The 22,578-nt window shown below is 45.5% G+C and carries 23 protein-coding genes; 17 read left to right on the top strand and 6 right to left on the bottom strand.

Annotated elements, in window-relative coordinates; all coding sequences use genetic code 11:
* The first annotated feature begins 97 nt into the window (after window positions 1-97).
* The 4 genes from MKZ12_RS22815 to MKZ12_RS22800 all read left to right on the top strand — a co-directional run bounded on the left by MKZ12_RS22815 (window position 98) and on the right by MKZ12_RS22800 (window position 3,056).
* On the top strand, window positions 98-730 hold the full coding sequence (locus tag MKZ12_RS22815; protein WP_339236868.1) for a 50S ribosomal protein L25: 633 nt from the start codon (window positions 98-100) through the stop codon (window positions 728-730).
* A gap of 157 nt (window positions 731-887) precedes the next feature.
* Window positions 888-1,409, top strand: a complete 522-nt coding sequence (locus tag MKZ12_RS22810; protein ID WP_339256911.1) for a hypothetical protein — start codon at window positions 888-890, stop codon at window positions 1,407-1,409.
* Between the two features lie 272 nt (window positions 1,410-1,681).
* Window positions 1,682-2,653, top strand: a complete 972-nt coding sequence (locus MKZ12_RS22805) for a WYL domain-containing protein (protein ID WP_339236864.1) — start codon at window positions 1,682-1,684, stop codon at window positions 2,651-2,653.
* 40 nt (window positions 2,654-2,693) lie between these two features.
* Window positions 2,694-3,056: an HIRAN domain-containing protein gene (locus tag MKZ12_RS22800; protein WP_339236862.1), complete on the top strand. Its 363-nt coding sequence runs from the start codon at window positions 2,694-2,696 to the stop codon at window positions 3,054-3,056.
* Window positions 3,057-3,109: 53 nt separating this feature from the next.
* On the opposite strand, the gene MKZ12_RS22795 is transcribed toward MKZ12_RS22800, so the two are convergent.
* Window positions 3,110-4,213: a glycosyltransferase family 4 protein gene (locus MKZ12_RS22795; RefSeq protein ID WP_339236859.1), complete on the bottom strand. Its 1,104-nt coding sequence runs from the start codon at window positions 4,211-4,213 to the stop codon at window positions 3,110-3,112.
* A gap of 215 nt (window positions 4,214-4,428) precedes the next feature.
* Between MKZ12_RS22795 and MKZ12_RS22790 the strand changes: the two genes are divergently transcribed.
* The 6 genes from MKZ12_RS22790 (at window position 4,429) to msrA (ending at window position 10,386) form a co-directional block, all read left to right on the top strand.
* Entirely contained in the window at window positions 4,429-4,740 is a 312-nt protein-coding gene (locus MKZ12_RS22790) for a DUF3817 domain-containing protein (protein WP_339236856.1), read from the top strand.
* Between the two features lie 277 nt (window positions 4,741-5,017).
* Window positions 5,018-5,836 (top strand): TerC family protein, encoded by an 819-nt coding sequence (locus MKZ12_RS22785; RefSeq protein ID WP_339256909.1) that lies wholly within the window; start codon window positions 5,018-5,020, stop codon window positions 5,834-5,836.
* 504 nt (window positions 5,837-6,340) lie between these two features.
* Window positions 6,341-7,804, top strand: coding sequence for an RtcB family protein (locus MKZ12_RS22780; protein ID WP_339256907.1), 1,464 nt, complete (start codon window positions 6,341-6,343; stop codon window positions 7,802-7,804).
* Complete coding sequence (locus tag MKZ12_RS22775) at window positions 7,804-9,108, top strand: AAA family ATPase (protein WP_339256905.1); 1,305 nt, start codon at window positions 7,804-7,806, stop codon at window positions 9,106-9,108. Before MKZ12_RS22780 ends, MKZ12_RS22775 begins: the two co-directional genes overlap by 1 nt.
* A 307-nt stretch (window positions 9,109-9,415) precedes the next feature.
* A complete protein-coding gene (locus tag MKZ12_RS22770) occupies window positions 9,416-9,673 on the top strand; it encodes a GlsB/YeaQ/YmgE family stress response membrane protein (protein ID WP_315938471.1) in 258 nt (85 codons plus the stop codon).
* Between the two features lie 197 nt (window positions 9,674-9,870).
* Window positions 9,871-10,386 carry a peptide-methionine (S)-S-oxide reductase MsrA gene (gene msrA, locus MKZ12_RS22765; protein ID WP_339256903.1) on the top strand — a complete coding sequence of 172 codons (516 nt, stop codon included), beginning with the start codon at window positions 9,871-9,873 and terminating at the stop codon, window positions 10,384-10,386.
* An 89-nt stretch (window positions 10,387-10,475) separates the two neighbouring features.
* On the opposite strand, the gene MKZ12_RS22760 is transcribed toward msrA, so the two are convergent.
* Together MKZ12_RS22760 and MKZ12_RS22755 are read right to left on the bottom strand one after the other, a co-directional pair.
* On the bottom strand, window positions 10,476-11,288 hold the full coding sequence (locus MKZ12_RS22760; protein ID WP_339261500.1) for a putative RNA methyltransferase: 813 nt from the start codon (window positions 11,286-11,288) through the stop codon (window positions 10,476-10,478).
* A 353-nt stretch (window positions 11,289-11,641) separates the two neighbouring features.
* Window positions 11,642-12,910, bottom strand: coding sequence for a hypothetical protein (locus MKZ12_RS22755; RefSeq protein WP_339256901.1), 1,269 nt, complete (start codon window positions 12,908-12,910; stop codon window positions 11,642-11,644).
* 262 nt (window positions 12,911-13,172) lie between these two features.
* On the opposite strand from MKZ12_RS22755, the gene MKZ12_RS22750 reads away from it, so the two are divergent.
* From MKZ12_RS22750 to MKZ12_RS22740, 3 genes are all read left to right on the top strand, one after another.
* Window positions 13,173-13,769, top strand: coding sequence for a restriction endonuclease (locus MKZ12_RS22750; RefSeq protein WP_339236839.1), 597 nt, complete (start codon window positions 13,173-13,175; stop codon window positions 13,767-13,769).
* 116 nt (window positions 13,770-13,885) lie between these two features.
* Window positions 13,886-14,113 (top strand): hypothetical protein, encoded by a 228-nt coding sequence (locus tag MKZ12_RS22745; RefSeq protein WP_339236837.1) that lies wholly within the window; start codon window positions 13,886-13,888, stop codon window positions 14,111-14,113.
* A 115-nt stretch (window positions 14,114-14,228) separates the two neighbouring features.
* The gene (locus MKZ12_RS22740) at window positions 14,229-15,476 is read left to right on the top strand and encodes a crosslink repair DNA glycosylase YcaQ family protein (protein WP_339256899.1); all 1,248 of its coding nucleotides are present in this window, start codon (window positions 14,229-14,231) and stop codon (window positions 15,474-15,476) included.
* Window positions 15,477-15,672: 196 nt separating this feature from the next.
* On the opposite strand, the gene fabV is transcribed toward MKZ12_RS22740, so the two are convergent.
* Window positions 15,673-16,866, bottom strand: a complete 1,194-nt coding sequence (fabV, locus tag MKZ12_RS22735) for an enoyl-ACP reductase FabV (RefSeq protein WP_339236832.1) — start codon at window positions 16,864-16,866, stop codon at window positions 15,673-15,675.
* Between the two features lie 203 nt (window positions 16,867-17,069).
* Between fabV and MKZ12_RS22730 the strand changes: the two genes are divergently transcribed.
* Entirely contained in the window at window positions 17,070-18,350 is a 1,281-nt protein-coding gene (locus tag MKZ12_RS22730; protein ID WP_339256897.1) for an XRE family transcriptional regulator, read from the top strand.
* A 109-nt stretch (window positions 18,351-18,459) separates the two neighbouring features.
* On the opposite strand, the gene MKZ12_RS22725 is transcribed toward MKZ12_RS22730, so the two are convergent.
* On the bottom strand, window positions 18,460-19,200 hold the full coding sequence (locus tag MKZ12_RS22725) for a MerR family transcriptional regulator (protein WP_339256895.1): 741 nt from the start codon (window positions 19,198-19,200) through the stop codon (window positions 18,460-18,462).
* A gap of 87 nt (window positions 19,201-19,287) precedes the next feature.
* On the opposite strand from MKZ12_RS22725, the gene MKZ12_RS22720 reads away from it, so the two are divergent.
* The 3 genes from MKZ12_RS22720 to MKZ12_RS22710 all read left to right on the top strand — a co-directional run bounded on the left by MKZ12_RS22720 (window position 19,288) and on the right by MKZ12_RS22710 (window position 21,601).
* Window positions 19,288-19,989 (top strand): type II CAAX endopeptidase family protein, encoded by a 702-nt coding sequence (locus MKZ12_RS22720; RefSeq protein WP_339236824.1) that lies wholly within the window; start codon window positions 19,288-19,290, stop codon window positions 19,987-19,989.
* 290 nt (window positions 19,990-20,279) lie between these two features.
* Window positions 20,280-20,696, top strand: coding sequence for a hypothetical protein (locus tag MKZ12_RS22715; RefSeq protein WP_339256893.1), 417 nt, complete (start codon window positions 20,280-20,282; stop codon window positions 20,694-20,696).
* 110 nt (window positions 20,697-20,806) lie between these two features.
* Window positions 20,807-21,601, top strand: a complete 795-nt coding sequence (locus MKZ12_RS22710) for a hypothetical protein (RefSeq protein ID WP_339256891.1) — start codon at window positions 20,807-20,809, stop codon at window positions 21,599-21,601.
* 100 nt (window positions 21,602-21,701) lie between these two features.
* Here MKZ12_RS22710 and MKZ12_RS22705 read toward each other — a convergent pair whose 3' ends face one another.
* The gene (locus MKZ12_RS22705) at window positions 21,702-22,517 is read right to left on the bottom strand and encodes a class I SAM-dependent methyltransferase (RefSeq protein ID WP_339236820.1); all 816 of its coding nucleotides are present in this window, start codon (window positions 22,515-22,517) and stop codon (window positions 21,702-21,704) included.
* Between the last annotated feature and the right edge of the window lie 61 nt (window positions 22,518-22,578).

The raw sequence follows: 22,578 nt of genomic DNA, 5'->3' as shown, positions 1-22,578 counted from the left end.
TCGGCCAAAGGAAAAAAGACCATTATGGTCTATAGCGAAGCTTTAACGCTTTCCAACAAATATAATGTAGTGATCCCTTGAAGGAGGATGTTCAATCATGAAATCCAACGGAAAAATGGCTCAACTTACAGCAACGCCAAGAACGGAAAAGAAAGGTGCAGCACTGCGCTTGTTAAGACAAGGCGGACGAGTTCCTGCAGTCGTTTACGGCCCGGGACTTGAAGGTGCTTCAATACATGTAGATGAAAAAGAGATGCTGAAAGTGGCACGCACAGGCCGCTCCGAAATGTTCAACCTGAATGTTGAGGGTGGTAAAACGATTCCTGTACTGATCAAGGATCAGCAAGAGCGTAATGGACGTTTGCTGCATGTAGACTTTTTGCAGATTTCCAAGAACAAGCCAATCAGCGTAAGTGTATCGATCGACTTCCAGGGTACAGCAGCCGGTTCAAAAGCGGGTGGTGTATTCCAGACACAGGAGACACAGCTGGAGGTAGAAGGATTGCCTGCGGATCTGCCAACGTCCATTGAAGTTGATGTTAGCGGATTGGATATTGGTGACCGCTTGACTGCAGCGGACGTCAAACTGGATAAAGGTTTGACACTCGTAACATCTCCTGAATCAATCATCGCGTCCGTCATGCCGCCACAAGCGGCTGAGGAAGAGCCAACAGCTTCTGCTGATGAAGCCGCTGAACCAGCAGCTGAAGAAAAAGCTGAAGAAGAATAAGCCAAGCTTGGTGATCTTATCAGACCCCATGCTTAGCCGAAGCCCAGTCCCCGGACTGGGCTTTTTATATTTCCCGGACGAGAAGTTATGATAGTCGCATGAAGGAAAAGAATGTACTACAATACATGTTAAAGGGCAAGAAAGTAGGTATATTTCAATGTTTGATCCAACGGTGTATGACAATCTGAAAGTCGGGTTTGAGAATTATCTCTATGATATGGATAACCTGGATGAACGTATTCAGATTACGGGGCGTAAAGATCGGCTGGAGATGGCAGTGATGTCCAGAGAGCTCACAATACAGTTCTGTCTCAGGGATCGTCCGGAAGTAACAGGAGAAGTCATATTAAGCAGTTCCCTTGAGGAACTTGCAGCAGAGATATTGGAGAAGCCTGGAGCGCATCCGGGTTGCCGATTGGAACTGCGGTTTGGTATGGATGTGAAGGAGACCGAGACACAGTGCTCGGCTATTCGTTCATTATTGCAGATGGGCTGGCCTGACCAGCGGATGTGCCTGAACATCCGCTATATCTTTGATGAAGAGCCAATCACATACAACGTCATGGCTCATGTATACTTTGACCGTAGTGTGAATGAAGACCAGATGGGAGATATTCCTGAACTATGTGAGCATATGGTGAATGTGATGAATCAATTATTAGAGTTGCATAACCAGTAATTCCAAAAAAGCCTTGTCTCTTTGGTGAGATTAGGCTTTTTTTTTGCATTTTTTTAAAAGTTTGTGTAGGCTTTCAGGCTTAGGTTTAAGGTCATTGGGGTTAATGTTTTACGCAAGCAAGTAAGAGAATGTATATTAAAAGGGGGTAAGAGTGCAATTGGACTATACTGAAACGGTGAAATTGCGAAAAATAATATTGGGACTAAAGATTTAGTTCTGTACTAAAGGAACTAGTTTTCCTTGCCGATAAAATATCGAAGGGGAGAAACTACATGACAGAGAAATTAATTCGTCTGCTGCGTATACTTCAGGCTATACAAGCAAATCCTGGAATTTCGGCCAAAGAGTTGGCGCTGAAATGCGGTACGACTGTACGCACGATATATCGTGATCTCCGGATTTTGGACAGGGTTGCCCCGATTATGAACGAAGGATATGGCAAAGGTTACCGATTTATTGGTGAGTTTGCCATGTATCCATTAGATTTTACTGAACAGGAGGCAATGGTCTTCTCCATGCTTCCGTCCGTAGTTGATACCTCCAAGTTACCTGCTGAGTTCGATTCGGCTTTTGACAAGGTCATGTCGGCTCATACCAAATTAAAATCAAGAAACAGTGACATTGTAGAGAATATTGCGGGAATTATTCGTATGGGCACGCCAGCTTATCGTGAGGAAGGAAAAGACCCTAATCTGCTGATTCCCATCATCGAAGCTATTCTAAGCCAGCAAACTATTCGTACTCAATATCATACGCTGACAAGAAATGAGATTACAGTTCGCGATATCGATCCTTATTATCTCATTCCGCGTGATCAACGTTTTTATCTGATCGGCTACTGTCATTTGTTGCAAAAAGTTCGATTGTTCCGAATTAGCCGTTTTTTGGATGTAACACGAACCAATGCCGGTTTCGACAAGGGTGACTTCAACATAACACAGTATATGAAGAACACATGGTCTATTGACCGTGGAGACGAGCATATCCATTTCAAGGTAAGATTCTCTGAGAAAATAGCCCCCTACATAAAAGAAGAAGAGATGTTTGTTCGCCCGCGAATGACGAATATGTCGGATGGGGGATTGTTATTTGAAGTGACACTGAATAGCAGCCGAGAATTTTTGAAATGGTTGTATCAATTTGGACCCGAGGCAGAGGTACTTGAACCACGGGAGTTTCGTAGAGAGATACGCAGGCAACTTGTCGAGTGGTTGGAACATTATGAGACCGATGTATCTTTGTGAATTTTAATTATGGACAAATACAAGAGAAGGAGCAGGTCGTATGAGCACTAAATTATTCGCAGCTATGTATGGGATGGACCACTATCATGGAGTACAGGTTTTACATGTGGGGGATACCGTGTATCTCGTCAAAGATCCAGACAATCGATTGGATCAACAAGCAATTAAGGTCGTTATTCCACCGATTGGAGCGGTAGGCTATATCGTTAATGATCCGCTTGTCGTACCTCATGGATGTTGGACCGGGAAGGCATTCTACGATGTATTTCATCAACTAACGTGTGCCAAAGTACGATTCATGATGAGAGATATGGTTATTATGGAGTTAATTGAGATGAGTCACATTCCTGTTCCACAGATGGATTCTTTGATTGCGGGATGGCAATTTCGTGAAAAAGCTTGATCATTTTAAAGAGCAGGTTTACATGGGGCAAAAAGCTCATAACAGAAGAAGGCTCATTGACGGATGAGCCTGGTATAGGTGGCTTCCAGATGCATGGCTGTTCTGGCCCAACTGAAATGTGCCTTTGCGCTGTCTCGGCCAGCCTTCCCTAACATCTCGGCAAACGTGGGGTTGCTTGCAAGTTTGTACAGGCAGGAGGTGAAACGTTGGGGACGTTTATAATCACTCACAAGGTATCCATTAATACCTGATTCAATAATCTCACGAATGCCTCCGTTATCAGAAGCGATGACAGGTAATCCTGAAGCCATGGCCTCAACATTGACCAGACCAAAAGCTTCATGTTCTTGGGAGGGACACACCAGACAATCGACGGCCCGATACAACTGATCGATATGCTCATGGTTTATCTGACCACGAAAGGATACATGCACTTTTTGTTTATGGGCAAGTTCGCGAAGTTTACGCATGTAATGCGGAGGGCCTTTGCCTGCAACGACCAGTTGGACAGGCATCTGTCGCTGAAGGAGGGCAGTCGCACGAATTAATACGTCTACGCCTTTTCCAGGGATGAGCCTGCCGACATACAAAATAGAGAATGGTTTAGTCACTCCAAATTGTGTACGCAGTTGAATCTGTTCTTCGCTGGATTCAGCAGGCCTGAAGCGGCTTAGATCCGCACCCAATGGAACCACACTCATCCGGCGTTTTACCAACGGAAATCTGCGGCCTAGCCTTTGTCGCAGGGATTGGCTGTTAACGGCAATCCAATCCGCTTTTCTCATTAATTTGAGTCTGGAAGTTCCGGGCTGAGCAAAGGTTAACGAGTGAAGATAGAGTACAACGGGAGTGCGTGGAAAAGCTTGTTTGATGTTCGCCATACTTCGTGGCCTGTTGTCCACTTGAATTACATCGTAGGGTTGTTTGGATAACTGGCGTATGACGGCTTTGGTGTATCTGACAGGACTCGATGCAGGGACACGTTGAATGGTGATGCCATCGATCTGTTCTGTGGCAGCGAGACCTTCCATTTGACGAGTTATGATAGTCACCTGATGGCGGTGTGCAAGTTCGCGGGCAATCCCTAATATACAGATTTCCACGGAACCATTACCGGGCAAAGGTAATTTCTCGGGTGCAACCATAGCAATTTTCATTAACTGGCTCCTCCTTGTCCGACATCGGTAACAATCTTCGTCGTATATCTTATGAGAAGCTGAGGTATTTGGCTCCTGCAAAAAGGCAGGTGAACACCCATATAAGCGTGCAGGAATAATCTGCTGCGTGGAATGAAGCGGAGATTTTCAGCTTTTGTGATATACTGTACGGGAACAATTGAATTCGTTACATGTATAAAAGCAGGAGGAAAATAATGTTACATTCTATGCTGGGACGCTTCCGGCTGATGTTGTGGTTGCAGGGAATTTCGTATGTATTGTTACTGTTTGTTGCTTTTCCGTTGAGAGATGCCGGAGTTATGCCGCAGGCTGTCACTTGGTTTGGAAATTTGTACGGTTTTTTATTTTTAATGTACTTGTTATTTATGGTGAGCATGTACACCTCACAGAAGTGGCGTCTGCGTCGTCCAATTGCCCTCTTCTTCATTTCTTTCATTCCACTGGGGAATATGATTTACGATGTTGTCGTATTCCGTAAGCTGTACCGTCAACGAAATAAAGCTTGACTTTATTTAAGATTATGAAATATGATGAGTACAGGTTTAACAACCCGTTCCAACTAAAACTACATATTCCTGTTAAAGGGGAGTAGCTTTTACAGTAAAGTCGTCAATTCGGGATCGTATCCCCGGCTTTATTGGCAGCAAATTTGTTGTTAGCGAGACCTTTACCAAGTTTTCATGCTCGGTAAAGGTCTCTTTTTGTGGATATAAAAGGACCTTACCAGCGATGGTAAAGGTCCTTTTTTTTGTACATCATAAGGATATTAAGGAGGAGTCAACGTTGGAAGTTTCATTATTATTGGAATATGGGTGGGTGTTGGCTGTCTTAGTAGTTCTAGAAGGATTACTTGCAGCAGATAATGCATTGGTACTCGCAATTATGGTTAAACATCTACCTGAAGAGAAGCGCAAAAAAGCGTTGTTCTATGGTCTGATGGGCGCATTTGTTTTCCGTTTAGGTTCATTGTTCCTGATCTCTTTCCTCGTCGATGTGTGGCAAGTACAAGCGATCGGTGCCCTGTATCTTCTATACATTTCGATTAACCACATTGTTAAAAAGATACTGGGTAATCGCAATAAAACAGATGAAGCTGCTGATTCGACGCCAAAGAAACCGAAAAAACAATCTGGTTTCTGGATGACCGTATTCAAAGTCGAAGTAGCCGATATCGCATTTGCAGTCGATTCCATTCTGGCTGCGGTTGCCTTGGCTGTGGCGTTGCCACCAAGTGGATTGCCTGCAATCGGGGGACTTGACGGAGGACAGTTTATCGTTATTTTCCTCGGTGGATTCATCGGGCTTGTAATTATGCGTTTTGCAGCCTCATATTTTGTGAAGTTGCTTCATTCCCGCCCAGGGCTTGAAGTTGCGGCTTTTGTGATCGTAGGTTGGGTAGGGGTTAAACTGGCAGTTATTACACTTGCACACCCTTCATTGGGTGTTCTGGATGAGCATTTCCCGGAAAATAAAATTTGGAAATTCGGATTCTATATTGTACTGATCACCATTGCGGTATGTGGTTGGTTCCTGTCTTCCAAAGTTCCTGAAAAAGAAGACGAAAATCCGGTTGATGAGTTGGAAAAACAAGCAGGTTTGTAATGATCATGTTACGCTAACAACATCATTATTATTAAGAAAAGAGGGGACTGTCCTAGGACGGTCCCCTCTTATGGTTTATACATAAAGTCTGCACCATGGACCTATTTCCAAGAAAAGGGTTGACACATGAATTTCAGTCCCTTTATTATAAGACTTAACATTAACGAAGGGAGGCCGAGAGACATGATGCTTGGTTATGATCTGAATCTAACAGGGCGCAAGGTGGATACAACTGCATATCAGGCTCATCGTCTCATTGGCCTCATACGGTCGACATAGGGGATAGGCATATCGTTTAGCGGGTTTTATAATCGATATGCGTTCTTCGCTTATATCATAGCGATGGATAACAGACACACAAGCATGTTTAAGCTGTTCTGTTCTCCGTTATTGTCATTCAGTAGAAGTCATGGGCGACTAGCCTATGGCTTTTTTTAGTTTTATTTTATAGATGAATCAGCAAACCGAATTTGCTGAACGTACAGGAAGGAATAATACACTTTTATGAATACAGACTTTAATTTATTTACTGATCCAAATGAAAACGCAGGTGGCTATCGCCATGAAGTGAAGTTGCCCGCAGGCGACCTAACCGTGTATGCAGCACAACAACTCTTTTCCTCACTCGATTACAAGGTATTCGAGATGGCGAACAATAATCTGCAGATTCCGGGAATCTCTTATATGAGTTACACACCTGACGTGCATGTCGGTGTAGGTACATGCATTGGAACAACAGCCGTCTGGGATGCGCAGAGCGGATACGTTTCTCCCTCCATCGTTGGCAGTGACATTGGCTGTGGCATGCGAGTGCACATGACGAACTTGCACAAGGACGAATTGAAAGACATCAAGCTTCGCCGTAAACTTGTCAAAGCCATAGAGAAAGTATTGCCAATGGAGGCGAACCAGCGAGGTCATTACTCGGATATAAGACTGGAGCACATTGTTCGTAAAGGGCTGCATGGTTTACCCAAAAAATATATCCCTGACAGCTATACACCGAAAAAATCAACCTCGATAACCCATGTGGAAAGCAGCAAATTCAGTTACGATGAGGATGTGTTAAATCACATTCCTGATATGACGTGGCATCGTTCGCATCGTCAGCTCGGTACACTGGGCGGAGGGAACCATTTTGCCGAGATCCAGGCGATTGAGATCGCCGAAGAGAATCGTGAAATCGCCGAAGCTTGGGGATTGTACGATGGACAGATCGTGGTCATGATTCATTCCGGCTCTCGTGCATGGGGCGGATATGTCAGTCAGACGAGTTCTTCAGCGATTGCGAAAGTCATGCAGCGTCTTAACTTGGGCACATCCGATCCAAGACTGGTATTTGCGCCGCTGGAGCATGCAGAAGGTCGTCATTATGTGAACATGATGTATTCTGCATTGAATTACGCTGTTGTCAATCGTCACCTGATTGCGTATGCTATTCGCGAAGCATTCCGGGATGTGTTTGGCCCCAAATGTGAATTTCGTACGTTATACGACCTGATGCACAACTACGCCTGGGAGGAATCCCATGCAGACCAAGACTCCGTTTTTGTACATCGAAAAGGAGCGACACGTGCGTTGCCGGCGGGTCACCCGGACAATCCCAAGCCTTATCTGGCAACTGGACATCCGGCGCTTATTCCCGGTTCGATGGGAACTGCTTCATATATCATGGTCGGTCAGCCACAGGGCGCTGATAATTATTATTCCATATGTCACGGCGCGGGTCGCATACGTTCACGAACAGCAACGAAACGATTGGTTACTGTAGAGGATTTTGCTACGGCACTTGGCGTCGGCACAGAAGATGAGATCGTGGTAAACCAGCGCTCACTTGAATCCATTATTGATGAATCACCACAGGCTTATAAAAATGTAGACGAAATCATAGACAGTGTAACCGGCGCAGGCCTGGCTCAAGTTGTAGCCAAATGCAAACCGCTTGCCGCGGTAAAGGGAGCGAAATAATGACAATACACGAACAACAAGTAGATCCTACCCGGGCAATCTATAGCTACGACGAACAACATGATACCCGTATTCGAGTGGAAGGGTACGCCATCTATTCAAGGCTGATTCGTGGCATCAGCGAGGCGCTACATCAGCGATATGGGGTTGAATACAAACTGTATGCCAGTTCTGACCCGAACAATGAATATTGGGAGTTACTCCGGGAAGACTTGCAAAATGGAAGTACCGAAGTGGAATTGGTAGCCCGCATTTTCGAGGATCTGGAGCTTCAGACGTTGCATTACGATGATGATGGTGATGTGCCCACGTATGGTGTGCACTACTCCATCCGCAACAACGTATTTGCCTATCCGAAATGGGGCGTTGCACTTGTGCGGGTTCCATTTTTCCGAGAGAACGGGATCTATAGCGAAGACTTTGTATTTGCTGTCGGGGATGAAGAGATGAAGCAATTTCTCGGAAGTGTCCGGGAACGGGAACGTCAGCAAAATATGAAAAAAGTGACGGTGTATACCGATGCCCGCAATGGCAGCGACCGTCATGTCGAATCGATTACTCGCTCCGTGGGAAGAGAGGATGTTGTTCTCTCTGCACAGATTAAACAGGATATTTTCCGCTCGCTGGATCAGTTCTTCGAAGCGGATCGTTCCTTTTACAGAGATTACGATATCCCATACAAACGGGGCATTCTATTGTATGGACACCCCGGAAACGGTAAGACCACATTGGTGAAATCCATTGCAGGAAGTATCCCGGGACCGGCTGCGTATTGGCAGATAACGGAGTATACCAACAGTGAATCGGTGCGTGAAGTGTTCGAGGCTGCCAAGCGACTCGCACCGATGGTACTGATCATTGAGGACATCGATTCGATGCCGGATGAAGTTCGTTCCTTTTTCCTGAATACATTGGATGGAGCTACGTCGAAAGAAGGCATTTTCCTGATCGGGACAACGAATTATCCTGAGAAAATCGATCCTGGCCTTATGAACCGTGCTGGACGGTTTGACCGGGCTTACGAAATTCCGTTGCCAGATGAAGCACTGCGCCTGCAATATTTACGCCAACGTGGCTTCACCGTATTCGCGGGTGAAGAGGGCACGGTAGAAGCAGCTCGTCTGACCGACACGTTTTCTCTTGCGCAGCTAGGTGAGTTGTATGTGAGCGCTGCGCTGGAATGGCATCAGAATGGACAGACCGACATTGTAAAAGTCATTCAGTCGATGCGTGGCGAGCTGGATAAGAGTCACAAACATACGTGGCTGGCGCAGCCAGGTAAGGGCCGTGCAGGCTTTTATTGATCAGATCTAACCCATCAATCCTATAATATGACGCAAATTTATAAATAATCCTACCTCAATTGGTGATACTAACCTTGTCTGCTCTAACATACAATGACTTTCGGGAGGTACATAACGCAGCCCTGAGCTGGTGAGATGCCGGAAAGTGACGTGATCTGTTTCATACTGGGCCACAGCCTATTTTGCAGAGAAGAATGCATGGGACAAACGGTAATATGCAAAAATTTTTATGCCAATTGTTTAAATGCTTCTGTAGCGGTTAATAGTAGACAGACAACAACAAAAACTTTAATTAGAGGTGAATGATATGGGTTGGTTATGGTCATTAATTATCGGTGGTATCATTGGTTGGTTGGCAGGTTTGATCGTTGGTCGTGACATTCCAGGTGGTGTTATCGGTAACATCGTTGCGGGTTTCATCGGTGGATGGTTAGGTGGAGTAATCTTGGGTGATATGGGTCCTGAGATGGGCGGATTCTACATTGTACCTGCATTGATTGGTGCGATCGTTCTTGTAGCCATCGTAAGCTTGATCTTCCGTTCGATGGGACGTAGTCGCGGGTAACTCATTCAAGATCAGTTCTTGAATAAGTTGTTGCTACATTGCATTACCTAATAAATAAAATAAATTACCAATGAAGAGGTTGATTGAGAGCCATAACGATGGCTTTCAATCAACCTCTTGTTGTTTTAGAATATAAGAAGGTATGCGTAATGGCTATCTATATTCATACGTAGTTTAGATAAGAGGGGATGAACGGAATGGAAAAAGCTACATTCGCCGGCGGATGTTTCTGGTGTATGGTTACACCGTTCGAAGAACAACCGGGCATTCATGGGATTATATCGGGTTATACTGGCGGTCACGTCGAGAATCCAACATATGAGCAGGTCAAATCAGGGGAGACCGGTCATGTCGAAGTGGTTGAAATTACATTTGATCCGGAAGTATTCCTTTATGAACGACTGCTGGAGCTATACTGGCCTCAGATTGACCCGACAGATGACGGAGGACAGTTCCAGGATCGGGGGACACAGTATCGTACGGCAATATTTGTGCATAATGAACGTCAACGTGAGCTTGCTGAACAGTCTAAACAGGAACTGGCAGCCAGCGGACGATTCACTCAACCGATTGTTACGGAAATTCGGGATGCCGTCGTGTTCTATCCGGCTGAAGACTATCATCAGGATTACCACAAGAAAAACGAGAAGCATTATAAGGAAGACCGTGCGTTATCCGGACGGGACGAATTTATCGACCAGAACTGGAAATAATGCATCAGATCACATGAAAAGCCGGGCGAGTTCCAGTTGGAACTCGCCCGGCTTTTTGGCTGTATGGAGGCTGAAATCAGCCATAACAGTTATCTGATTGTTCCCACCAGTATTTCTACGTCAATGGTAATCTTCGACAAGGAAGTTTGAATGCTCACCAGGGATGATCCCGACCGATGCCAGGAAAGTGGTGTCATATGAACGAGTGAATCCAGCATGTTTGCGGTGACGGGCAGCGTGTAGGTCAGCGGAATGCTGGCGATGAGATGATGATGTTTGCGGAATCGGTCCAGCGTAAGTTCCCGGCCGTCTGCTCGATCAGGTCGATTCAGGAACAGCATTTCTCTTAGTTCAATTAAATATCGTTCACGGGGGATGACTTTGATGATCCATCCCCCATCTTTCAGAATTCGTCCAAACTCTCCATAATTGGAAGGAGAAAATATATTCAGGATGATGTCCAGCTGACCTTCTGCAAACGGACTGCATGCCAGATCGCCGACAAACCAAATTTGCTGGTTGTAGGCAGAGGAAGCCATGGCAATGCCTTCTTTGGCAATGTCGATGCCCCAGCCAACGGCTGGAGTATCCTGCGTAATCTGCTGCAGAAATGTTCCCTCTCCTGTGCCGGCATCCAGAATATGCACGGGATAGCTGATGTCAACCGAATAACGTGAGATCCACCTGCGTAGTACTTCGGTCAAAGGAGCATAAATCCCGGTTTCCGATAAGATATTCCTTTTGGCAGTAAATAAACGTTTGTCATAGTTGCCCTTGAAAAAACGTGTCATGAAATTGATATAGCCTTGTCTTGCAAAATCAAAGCTATGCCTGGACACACATTGAATGCTCCCTGAGTTAATGGTTGCCATAGGGCTATGACAGATGGGACAGTTCAACATATGGATGTATGGATTAATAAGCGCAGCGCTACGTTCTCTGCGATGAACTGACATGGAATAACACCCCATTCATTCAGATTTGGATAACTGAAGAAAAGGGCATAACAAATAAACCTCTGCACGAAATTCAAAAAAAGAGGTTTATGGCTATGCCCCAAGTTATCTATATCGAATGAACTGAATAATCATAGGAAGGTTAAGCTCCTTTTGCCTATCAAGATTAGGGTGAAGCAAGAGAACGTTACTAGTATAACAGGATGAGAAGAAATGACAAGTAAGGGGAGCCAGGCGAATTTGAAATAAAAGAGCGCCCTGTCAACCGTTTAGACGGTCATACAGAAGCGCTCCGTTCATTATTTTGCAGCAGCCTTTAATACATATTTGGACAATGTCTCATCGTTCATCGAATAGATGACATCATCCACATAGGTAGAGACACCTTCTAATGAAGGAACGGAGGCACTGGTCGTGTAGATATGCACGTCTTCCAGTGTCTGCGGATCAAGAATGTATCCTGTTTTGGCAAAATCAAGCTGGTACTGACCATCCTGTGTCTGGTCAACATGCATTAATGCAGGCTGTGCGTCCTTGAATGTACGCTCAGTCACTTTGCCTTTCATCGTATACAGTTCCAGCTTCTGCCCTGTAAGGACCGTATAGCCGTTGCCAGCCGTTTGGATGTAGGCATCACCGGCAATGGCACGTCCCCATGCAAGCTTGCCGTCGGTGCCAAAGCCCATCAGTCGGTTACCCGTATTCTCGAAATTGGCACGCATAAGGATGGAACCATCTTCCAGAATGGCCAGCGATTCACCGCCGCCATCTCCCAGTGTATTGGCATTGGCAGGGAATTGGTAGAAGGCCAGACGATTCAACGTACGATCATAAATCTCCACCTTGGGATTCGCAGCTTGCTGCCAGAAGTTGCCTACCTTGGTATGTTTGCTGGCATCCACTACAATTCGACCATGATCAGCCTTGAGCACGCTGCCGTTAATGGTCTTTTCGGTAATTAATTTGCCCTTTTTGTCATATAACGAAATGGCTGAGCGAACGGAACCATTTGACTGCACGCCCTGACTTGAAGCAACCATCAGCGTATCGTTATCCAAAAGGGATATGCTTGCAGGTGAGTTCACCGTTTTGATCCAGTTGGTTTTACCGGATGTATTGAATGAGTACAATTTTTTGGTTTTGTCCGAATATTCCATATACACATAAGCTGTACCGTTACTGGCATATACCGAATCGGAGTATGTGGTGTAAGGACCGCTTTTCTCATGGAATATCGTATTCCACTTCAATTGCCCAGTTGTAGCATCGAATGCTTGGAGAGAGTCCAGTTGCCAGTCCAGTGTAGTTTTGCTGCTTGTTTTTGTTACGGCCTGGGAGGCATGTACGTATACAAGATTTTTGGATGGCACGGCATGGATTGCCTTGATCAGGACATCTTTTTCGGTATTGGCCTCAGATAACATCAGGGAAGATGACGTCCACGCTGGTTTGGGCATGGATTCGGTTGAGGCAGCAGCGTAACTTGTTGTATTCATGGTGAAGAGGAGCATGCCGCTAAAAATGAGGGCAGCCCATGTTTTGGACTTGTGTTTGGTCAATGTATGCAAGTGATAAACCACCTTTCTTCTTCGGTTCAAAAGAGAACCGATTGTTGAATTTTACCATTGAAGTGAAGTGCAATTCAACCGAACACACTGTAACCTTTTATCATGGATTTGTCGAAAAAACTATGTTTGGAGAAGTCTGAGGGTTACAGGGAATTCATCTTCTTTCGATCAAGGTTGAAGTCTGATATATTTAGTGCGGTGATAAGCCATATCTGATTAAGACGTTGGATAGAACATAGGGAAAAGAACAAGGAGAAGAGCTATGAACTGGAGTGAAAATGTGACCCTATGGGTCATCGGAATTATTGTCATATTACTATTGTTGGCCTGGATTATTCGGCGTATTATCGGGCGCGGTCAGCGGATACGAAGTGAAGCCAATCCCAGGAAGATTACGATAAAGGACATCGACAAGATGGAGGATGGTTCGGAATTTGAATTATATCTTTATCATCTATTCGAAGAACTCGGGTACGATGAGGTTCATAAAACGACGAGCAGCCGGGATTTCGGTGCGGATCTTGTATTTGTGGATCGACTCGGCCGGCGGAGTGTTATACAAGCGAAGCGATACGGTGCGAACCATCCGGTAGGATTAAGTGCAGTGCAGGAGATCTATACATCCATGCGTTATTATGAAGCTGACCGGTCGATTGTATTAACGTCCGCCCGTTACACGGAAGCTTGCCGGACGCTTGCGGCAGTCAATGGAGTGAAGTTGCTGGACCGGGAAGATCTGATGGAATTAATCCTTTTATTCAAGGCGAGAAGAGTGGAGGAAGCATTGGAACTGATCGAAGAAGATGATCATGAACCAATCGAAACGTGGCAGTCTCGGCGAAAGCGGCAATCCCGCTAAGTACACGGTGGAAGCCTTCTTAAAATATGTATATGCCCATTCCAGCAGGAAGCACCTTCACTTGCGTAGCTGCACATGATATATTGAGTGTATATCAACCAAAGGAGTGTGTAATTATGGCACGTACACAAACACAAAAAGCATTACGCAAAGCAGAGCGGTCAGGCAAGTGGTGCTCGGAACAGAGCCGACGAGTGAACGGAGATTATGGTGCATTATCCCAGCATGTACGTCTCATGCCTACGAAGCAGGAAAAATTGCAAAAGGTCAAACACAAGAAGCAGATCATCCAGGATGGTGGTGCTTCTTTTTATTTTGTCTATGAGAAACGGATTGCTGGATAAGTAAGACGATTATAATCCTTTCTTTGGTTGGAAAGTAATCATGTGGACTGTTAAAATCAATCTTATAAATTGGCTATAAATTCTGTACATATCATGAAGGGGAGAACCTAAACATATGACAACAGCGCTGCACATGAATAAAAAAATCGTTCGGCGTTTCTTGCTGCAAACGCAAGCTTTACTGGAACGTTGGCCCGCAGTTTCCTTACCATCGGGACCCGATCAAGTTCTGAGTTTGATTCGCTCCCTTGGTTGCGTGCAGATCGATCCTGTAGCTGCTGTAACCGGAAACCAGCATCTGGTGCTGGGTGCCCGTGACCCGGGTTATACGGCTGACAGCTTAAATTCGCTGCTGAGTGATCATAAGGTGTTTGAATATTTTGCAAATGCTGCCTGTGTCATTCCAATCGAGGATTATGCTCTCTTTGAACCTGTGCGTGCCCGATTAAGGGAGCGTCTGGCTCCATCCTTACAAGGTCTGGAGAAAACAGTGCAGCATGTTTTACAGCGTTTGAAGGAGGAAGGACCTTTACCTTCAAGAGCCTTCCGTGCTGTTGAACGGGTAAGTGGTTATTGGGACAGTGCAGATGTGCCAAAGACGAAGGATACCACACTTGCTCTGAATCTACTGTTAGACTCTGCTGTGATTCGTGTGGTGGCGAGGCAAGGGAATGAACGTTATTTTCATATAACCGAATCCGGATTGCAGCAACAGGGACTTCCGATGAAAGAAGATATGGATGTGTTAGCCCAGAAGCAGGCTCTGCTGGATAAATACATTCATGCGTATCGCGTTATAGATGCCCGTGATCCCCGTCTGGGTTGGCTAAAATCTACAGCGGCTGAACGACGCGCCGATATTGCTGCCCGTGTGTCAGATGGGCGAATGATCCCGCTTAAGGTGGAGGACGTGGCGACGCCTTATTATATTCGAGCTGAAGACGAGGATTTGTTATTGCATATGGAGAGGGAAGAGCCACACTATGATCCATCAGGCCCGGTCCGTTTCCTGCCGTCACTGGACAATCTGTTATGGAGAAGAGAACGTATTGTCGATTTATTCGATTTTCAATATAAATGGGAGATCTATACGCCAGAGGTGAAAAGAACCTACGGTTATTATGCCATGCCGATTCTTCATGGTGATCGGTTAATCGGACGTATGGACCCGCGACTTGATCGCAAAACTGGAGTGCTTACCGTTCGTTTGTTATCAATGGAAGAGACTGCTCCACCTGTGGAGGAATGGATTGCCGATTTTCGGGAGGGCCTTCAATTCTTTGCGTCCATGCATGGAGCGCATTCAATCACTATTGAGAAGACGGTACCGAAAGAGTTGAAAAAACAGCTTAAATCGATTTGATCAGGGGATACACGAAAGAATGTAAGGATATGAAATTAAAATGGCGTAGAAAGGATCTAGGATGAAAGGATCTAAAAAATAGACAAAAAAGGGGAGAACCCGGTGGTTTCCCCTTCATTGATTGTACAATCAGATCTTTAACATGGCATTAGAAGTGCTAACGTAAATCTAAGTTTGCGTACTCGCCAAAACTTTTTTAGTTCACCAGATGGGGCACTTCAACGTTTGGATCAACGTCTGCTTCATAATCCACACCATCGGTTTCAAAACCAAACAGTTGGAAGAATTCGCGACGATAACCTTCCAGATCGGACAGATCATAGATGTTCTCTGTAGTCAATTCATTCCAGAGCTTCGCGACTTCTTGCTGAACGTCATCTCTCATCTCCCAATCGTCGATACGAATGCGACCTTCTGCGTCGGTTGGAACTTCTCCTCCTGCATACAGGCGATCAGCGAACAGACGCTGCAATTGCTCGACGCATCCCTCATGCAAGCCTTTTTCTTTCATGACTTTGTACAATGCTGAGATGTACAGCGGCACGACTGGAATTGCGGAGCTGGATTGAGTCACCAGCGCTTTGGCGACAGTTACATAAGCACGTCCACCCTTGGCACTTAGTCGATCATTCAACTTGAGTGCAGTCGCTTCCAGATGATTCTTGGCCTGACCGATGGAACCATCACGATAGATAGCATGGGTAAGTTCAGGTCCGATGTAGGAGAAAGCAATCGTTGTTGCATCATCCGCAAGTACGCCGCCTTGTTGCAGGGCATCCATCCACAGTTCCCAATCGTCTCCACCCATTACGGTTACGGTCTGACGAATTTCCTCTTCCGTTGCCGGCTCCAGCGTAACGGAGCTGATTTCGCCTGTGTGGAAGTTTACTGTTTTATTCGTGTAGGATTGTCCGATAGGCTTCAGCACAGAATTGAACACTTCACCCGTGTTTGGATCGGTACGGCGTGCCGAGGCTACGCTGTATACGACCAGATCCACTTGACCGAGTTCACTGCGAATCAGTTCAACGGCTTTGTCTCGTGTTTCGTTTGCGAATGCATCACCTGTGATGCTGTACGATTTGAGGCCTGCTTCTTCAGCGGCTTTTTCGAATGCAGCGGAGTTGTACCAGCCTGCGGAGGCTGTACGTTTTTCTGTGGAACTGCTCGGACGGTAAATACCGATCGTATTCGCTCCCGCTCCAAAAGCGGATACAACGCGTGACGCCAGACCGTAACCGGTGGAAGCACCAATTACGAGCACATTACGGGGGCCTTTGAGCTCCGGCTGTGATTTCACATAATCAATCTGTTCCTGCACTTGCGCAGCGCAACCTACAGGGTGGGAAGTGGTACAAATAAAACCACGTGTTCTTGGTTTAATAATCATTTATTTGCATCCTTTCATATTCAGCTCATGTTTCAGCATTTCGATCAAATGCTCGTATACATACCTCCTTATTGTAAAACAATTACTACGGAAACGGAAACCGTTTCGTTTGATTTCGCCGGAAGGGTGGCGTTATATCTCTAATTTTGCGATGATGTGCATATAATGTACTCGCTTGTTAGGGTAGAAAGGACAGGAATGCCATGCTGAAGGAACGCATTGAACTGCTAAGCAAAAGAAAACAAATCTCCCGTAAAGACCTTGTGGAAGGTCTGGTCACGCAGGCCCACTTTGCCAATATTCTGGCGGATCGTTATCCGCTCCCTGAGGATTTGGCAGAAGCTATCGCTGGACGTCTGGGGGTATCCCCTTCCTATATTCTAAAGGCTGCGGCTCAGGACGAGGAAACACTCGAACGGGCAGAGGTCATCTTCGAACAAATGTCTGTTCCAGCGTCGTCGATATCCGAAGAGACGGTGCATGCGCTGTCAGATCGGGATGACACACTGACTGTTGAGCTGACAACGGCTTTGATGAAGGCGGTATATTATCAACAGTTAAATGATGCAACGGCACATGAATATATACATACGTCCTATCTTAATTTTTACCTGGAGAAGTATGGTCGCCCAGACGATATTGATCTGCCGCGCCCGTTAGTCAAGGCACTTTTATTCTATAAAATACAATATTATCGCTCCAAAATGGCCTTTGTAGATGTACTAACTCATGCAACCAGGCTCAGTGAGCTGGCGCTTCCTGGCAGTGAATTCTGGCTGTCTGTGCAAAATATCAAGATGGAAGCCTACATCCAGGTTAAACAGTATGAAGAGGCGAAACAGGTATTCGAGCTTACGATGCGTCATGTATATGATCAGCGGCTGTTCCATCGATTGTCCGGGTTATATGTGGCATATAGTGGTTATTGTTTCGCAATGGGACTGGTTCAGGAGGCACTCTCGGCATTAACCATGGCGGAGGCGAACCTCGTATATGCGGGGAACCAAGGCGATCTGGTGACCGCAATTGCCAACAATCGGATTGTTATGTTAACGATGACAGGTGAATTGGATCAGGCACAGGCGGAGATTGAACGATTTGAGTCACTATTGCAGCAGGAAACGGAAGAAACACAGCTCGCGATGCGGCCGCTCGTCTGTATATATCAATGCGAAGTGGCTCTGGCGCGGAAGAACTGGGGCGTACTTGCACAAAGTGTAGATCAACTCTTGAAATGTGCAACAACCCAGGACCATCAGATGAGCGGAACCTTCTACAAGAGCCAGCTGGCTCTTGCGCATGGAGATCGCGAAGTTTTCATGGAGCGTGCGCTTGCCTGTCTGCCTTATTTTGAATCCGCGCAGCATGTCGTGCGCCTTGAACCATTATACGAAGGATTGGCCGTGGTGTCTGAGGATCAGCGCAAATACAAGGAAGCGGCGATGTATTATCGGAAGCTGGTATATTTGTTACGCAAAAAATAGAGCGGTAGCACGATATCATCCGTTTGGAAAAGATGGATCACTACGGGTCCCATATAAGGATATTTCCTGGATACAGCCGGCTGACAAGTCGGCTTTCTTTCTCATTCCACTATAAATTTGATTCCATTTCAAGAGCATAAGCCGTACTAAGCTCCACAAAGTTCAGAACTTCGTCAGATACGGGATATAGTCCTGACTCTGTAGCAGGAAGCTTCCTCACTTCCCAAAACTTTTCGATCAATGTCTCATCACCATTAAAAGTATCGTGAGATAACTTCATTAATTCACAGGCAATGTTATAGCCTTCATCCGATTGGGGAGGAACAGATTGTTGTATGCACCACTCAATCCGGCGTATCAAGGAGACATATTGCTGAGTAATCTTATCATTATTATTAAGTTTCGGTAATGCTTTCTGTAGAAAGGCAACTTCCTCAGCATTGAAGTAATCCATCCACTGTTTAGCAACGGGCTGTACGTTTTGGACCAGATGTGAAACCCGATCCCAGGAAAGTATACCTTCCAGATCAATCATATTGATCAAAGATGTAGTATTTTCAATACTGCCCTGAATTGAAGTTAATTGCTCCTGAAGATGATTATGATGTGCGATCAGAATATGACGATAAGATAGTTTGTTCATTACAGTTTGTATGTCTTCAAGCGATAATGATAGTGATTTGAGCAACGTGATTTTTTCAAGCGCAAATAAATCTTCCTCTGAATAATAACGGCGACCGTTGTCTTCCTTATGACTCGGTTGTAGTAGACCGATCTGATCATAATAACGTAGTGTTCTCACGGAAATATCTCTCTGTTTGGATACTTGTCCTGTTGTCCATCTCTGCATGTTTTTTTCCTCCCAAAAAGTGCTTGCAGGTGACGTTACGTCACCTAATATCATTATAATATATAATAGAGGATTGAGGGATCGAGAATGACTAGAGCGGTAATGTGGAAAAAGACGGATCAGTGGACATGGCGTGAGTTACTAGTATTGCTAACGCTGGAATTTGTATTTGTAATATTCGTGATTAAATACCCGATACAGTCCGGATATGAGGAGTGGTTGGATAATACCCTTTATTCTGGGACGCTCACAGGGCTTACCATCGCAATTACACTTTTGACGGGACTGTACTTGGTTGCTTTGCGACCGAAGAAGCTGTCGTGGAGAGAGGTGGGCGTGAAGGGATTCTCCGTAAGGGATTGGTGGAGAATTGTACTGTGGCTCCTGCTTCTCATCATTTTAAGTGTGATGGCAGTATATCTTACCAGTTTTCTTGGAAATACGGTAGACAACAGCAAAACAGAGAGTCTTCAGCAAAATGTCACTCTTTTTACTATCGTTATCGGTATCGTTTCGGCTGGATTCGTGTCACCTCTCTATGAGGAGATCTTTTACCGCGGGTTCATATATCGCTGGCTAAGGACTCGTATCAGGATGAAATGGGCGATTGTGATTAGTGCTCTAATCTTTACTCTTGCTCACTTTCCAACGATTAATGCCATGCCCGTAAATTTCATTAGTGGTGTTGTGTTTGCATGGACGTATGAACGGACAGGATCGGTTGTGCCAGGCATGATTGTTCACGGTGCGTTTAATACGATTGCCGTAGTGTTAACCGCAATGAGTTAGAATGATGATTATAGTATGGATACACATTCAAAAATGAGTATATTGAATATGATTTGGTGCAATGCCACCGCTTTAACCACAAATAATATCTGCCAAACGTAAAATGAAGATCGCATTAGCAGTTGCTTTTTTGCGGAATTTGCATAATGCCTTACCAAAGAGATGATTATCCGGTAATTCGATTACCGGATTTTTCGTTTTTTTTGTATGCCGCCAGAAGGGTATTCAAAGACAAGCCGCGGTGTTTATAATTTAATTATAAATAAAATATAACAAATGAGGTGCTTACTATGGGATGGTTCGGTAGAAAGAACAAACAGGAAGATGCGATTGCGAAAGCAGATAAAATGATGAATAAAGGGCTCACTGGCATGATGATGAAAGGTTTCGTATCCAAGGAACATCGGGAGGCGATCAACCAAAGTCTGGATTCGGCAAAACAGGCACAATTAGCTGCGAGTGGTTCGCTTCCATTAACGGCAACAGCAACGGTGGTGACAATCACCGATACGGGCAAACTGATCAACTTTGATCCGATTGTTGTGCTTGTATTGGATGTTACAGAGACAAACGGTAACCAGTATCAGCGAACCTTGGAGACACTGGTGTCCAAAATGCAGATTCCACGAGTTGGAGATCGGGTGGGATTGGGGCAGAATCCAGCGAATCCGACTGAACTGATCTATATGGGACTAGTTTCCATCTAGAAGGTTTTGCTTGTAGGACAGTGATACTCCATTTATTAAATACGTATAACAACTGATTACAGACATAACGTTAGAGGTTTGGATAGAGATATGAAGAGAGGGTGGGCCATATGGTAGGTTTTCTGAGATTGATTGGCGTATTAACTGTGTTTGGAGTGGGGTTCTCCCCATTTCTGGCACAGAAGATGTGGGATGATCCATTTATCATCATGCAAGCCTGGTGGTATAAACCGGCGATCTTTGCCGGGTTCGGGTTGATCTTTGTTCCTGCGATTTTGAGTAGTATTTTCGGCGTAGGTCGAGTCAAGACAGGTTTACCGGCAGTGGGTGTCATTAAGAGCATACAACAGACTGGCACGTATATTAATGAACAGCCGGAGGTTCGATTGGTTCTGACGGTGTCGCGTAAGGGGCGTGAGAAATACGATACCGAGATGAAAACTGTTATTCCCCTGACATCCATGGCTCAGTTTCAGCCGGGCAGCTTCATTCCGTTAGTGGTCTCTGTGAAGGATGAACGCAAGGTAGGTCTTGATATGAAAGGACAGTTATCACAGGAGGATATGCAGCAACTGTTGAATGAAAAGATGGTACAACAAGGGGTATCCCCTGAGATGATGGATATTGCACGAACAGGCGAAAAAGCAATGGCCAAGATTCTCGATGTCACTCCACTTGGCAATGTAGGCAGTAATAAGATCAAGCTTCAATTCAAACTCAGCATAACCAAGACGAATGGTGAAACGTTCACTGTGACAACGCAAAAAGAAATTTTATCTACTGCGCTGCCGCAGGTGCAGCAGGGCCATATCATTAACGTCATTTATTCAAGACAAGACCCGACAAAATTGGTGTTGGCATTGAATGTACAGGAGCGACAATTAAGTGACTTATTCTCATCCTGAGGATATAGATAATAAGGAGGTCGTACAGGTCATTATTATGACGTGTACGACCTCCTTATTACATTTGGTATGTAGAAGAGATGCAAACAACGTACTGCTTTCAGACAATACCAAGGCGCATGCGATAAGAAAAGAGTACTGTTCTGGATTGTCCGTCAAATACACGATTAGCCAGCGCTCTGAACTCATCGGCAGCTGTTAATAGTTCATCCGCTCCAAGTTTCAACGCCGTTTGCAAGCCGCCTTGGCTCAAGGCCAGGTTCACGTATCGGTCTGCATCAAAGGTCTCGTGGTGATGAAACACGATTTCCCGCACATATCGGAACAGACCGGACTCCTGAATTTGCTGTAAATGCCCATCCTTGCTCCATTTGTGTGCCTGACTATTCTGGGGAGCCAGACTGGCTGCCCGTTGATCTGCTTCCTTATTCAGCTTCAGATAAGCTTGTTCTAACTGCCAGTCTAACATTGGCGGCCAGTCACAATCATAGGCAGCAAATATGCCGCCTGTACGAAGTACACGTGCAAACTCGCGTAGTGTAGGTTGCGGCTCCATCCAGTGAAATGATTGGGAGCAGGTCAGCACATCCACACTGCCATCTGGTAATCCAAGGTCGTGAGACAAGCCGGACACAAACCGCAGGTTATCCGGCTTCCCGGCAGATTCCCACTTGGATTCTGCTACAGACCTCATGTCATCGCTGGGTTCGAAGCCGATGATGCGTTCTGCCTGATTCAGCCAGATCCACGAGGATAAGCCGGTGCCACAGCCAACATCTGCGACCATGCGCGGTGTGCTTCCAAGATATGTCGTTAGAATATCCACCACTTCAGTGGGAGCAGCTGGTCGGTTCTGATCGTATAACGTACCAAAACCTTTGAAACGTTCCACATTGTTGCGTCTAATGTCTTGCATGGATAAACCTCCTTCGGTCAGATGGATGACGGAGAGTCAGCTGTGATTAAAAGTTGTATAG

It is taken from the genome of Paenibacillus sp. FSL R5-0713 (assembly GCF_037973325.1).
GTDB lineage: Bacteria > Bacillota > Bacilli > Paenibacillales > Paenibacillaceae > Paenibacillus.
This window is presented reverse-complemented; position numbering and strand designations above follow the sequence as displayed.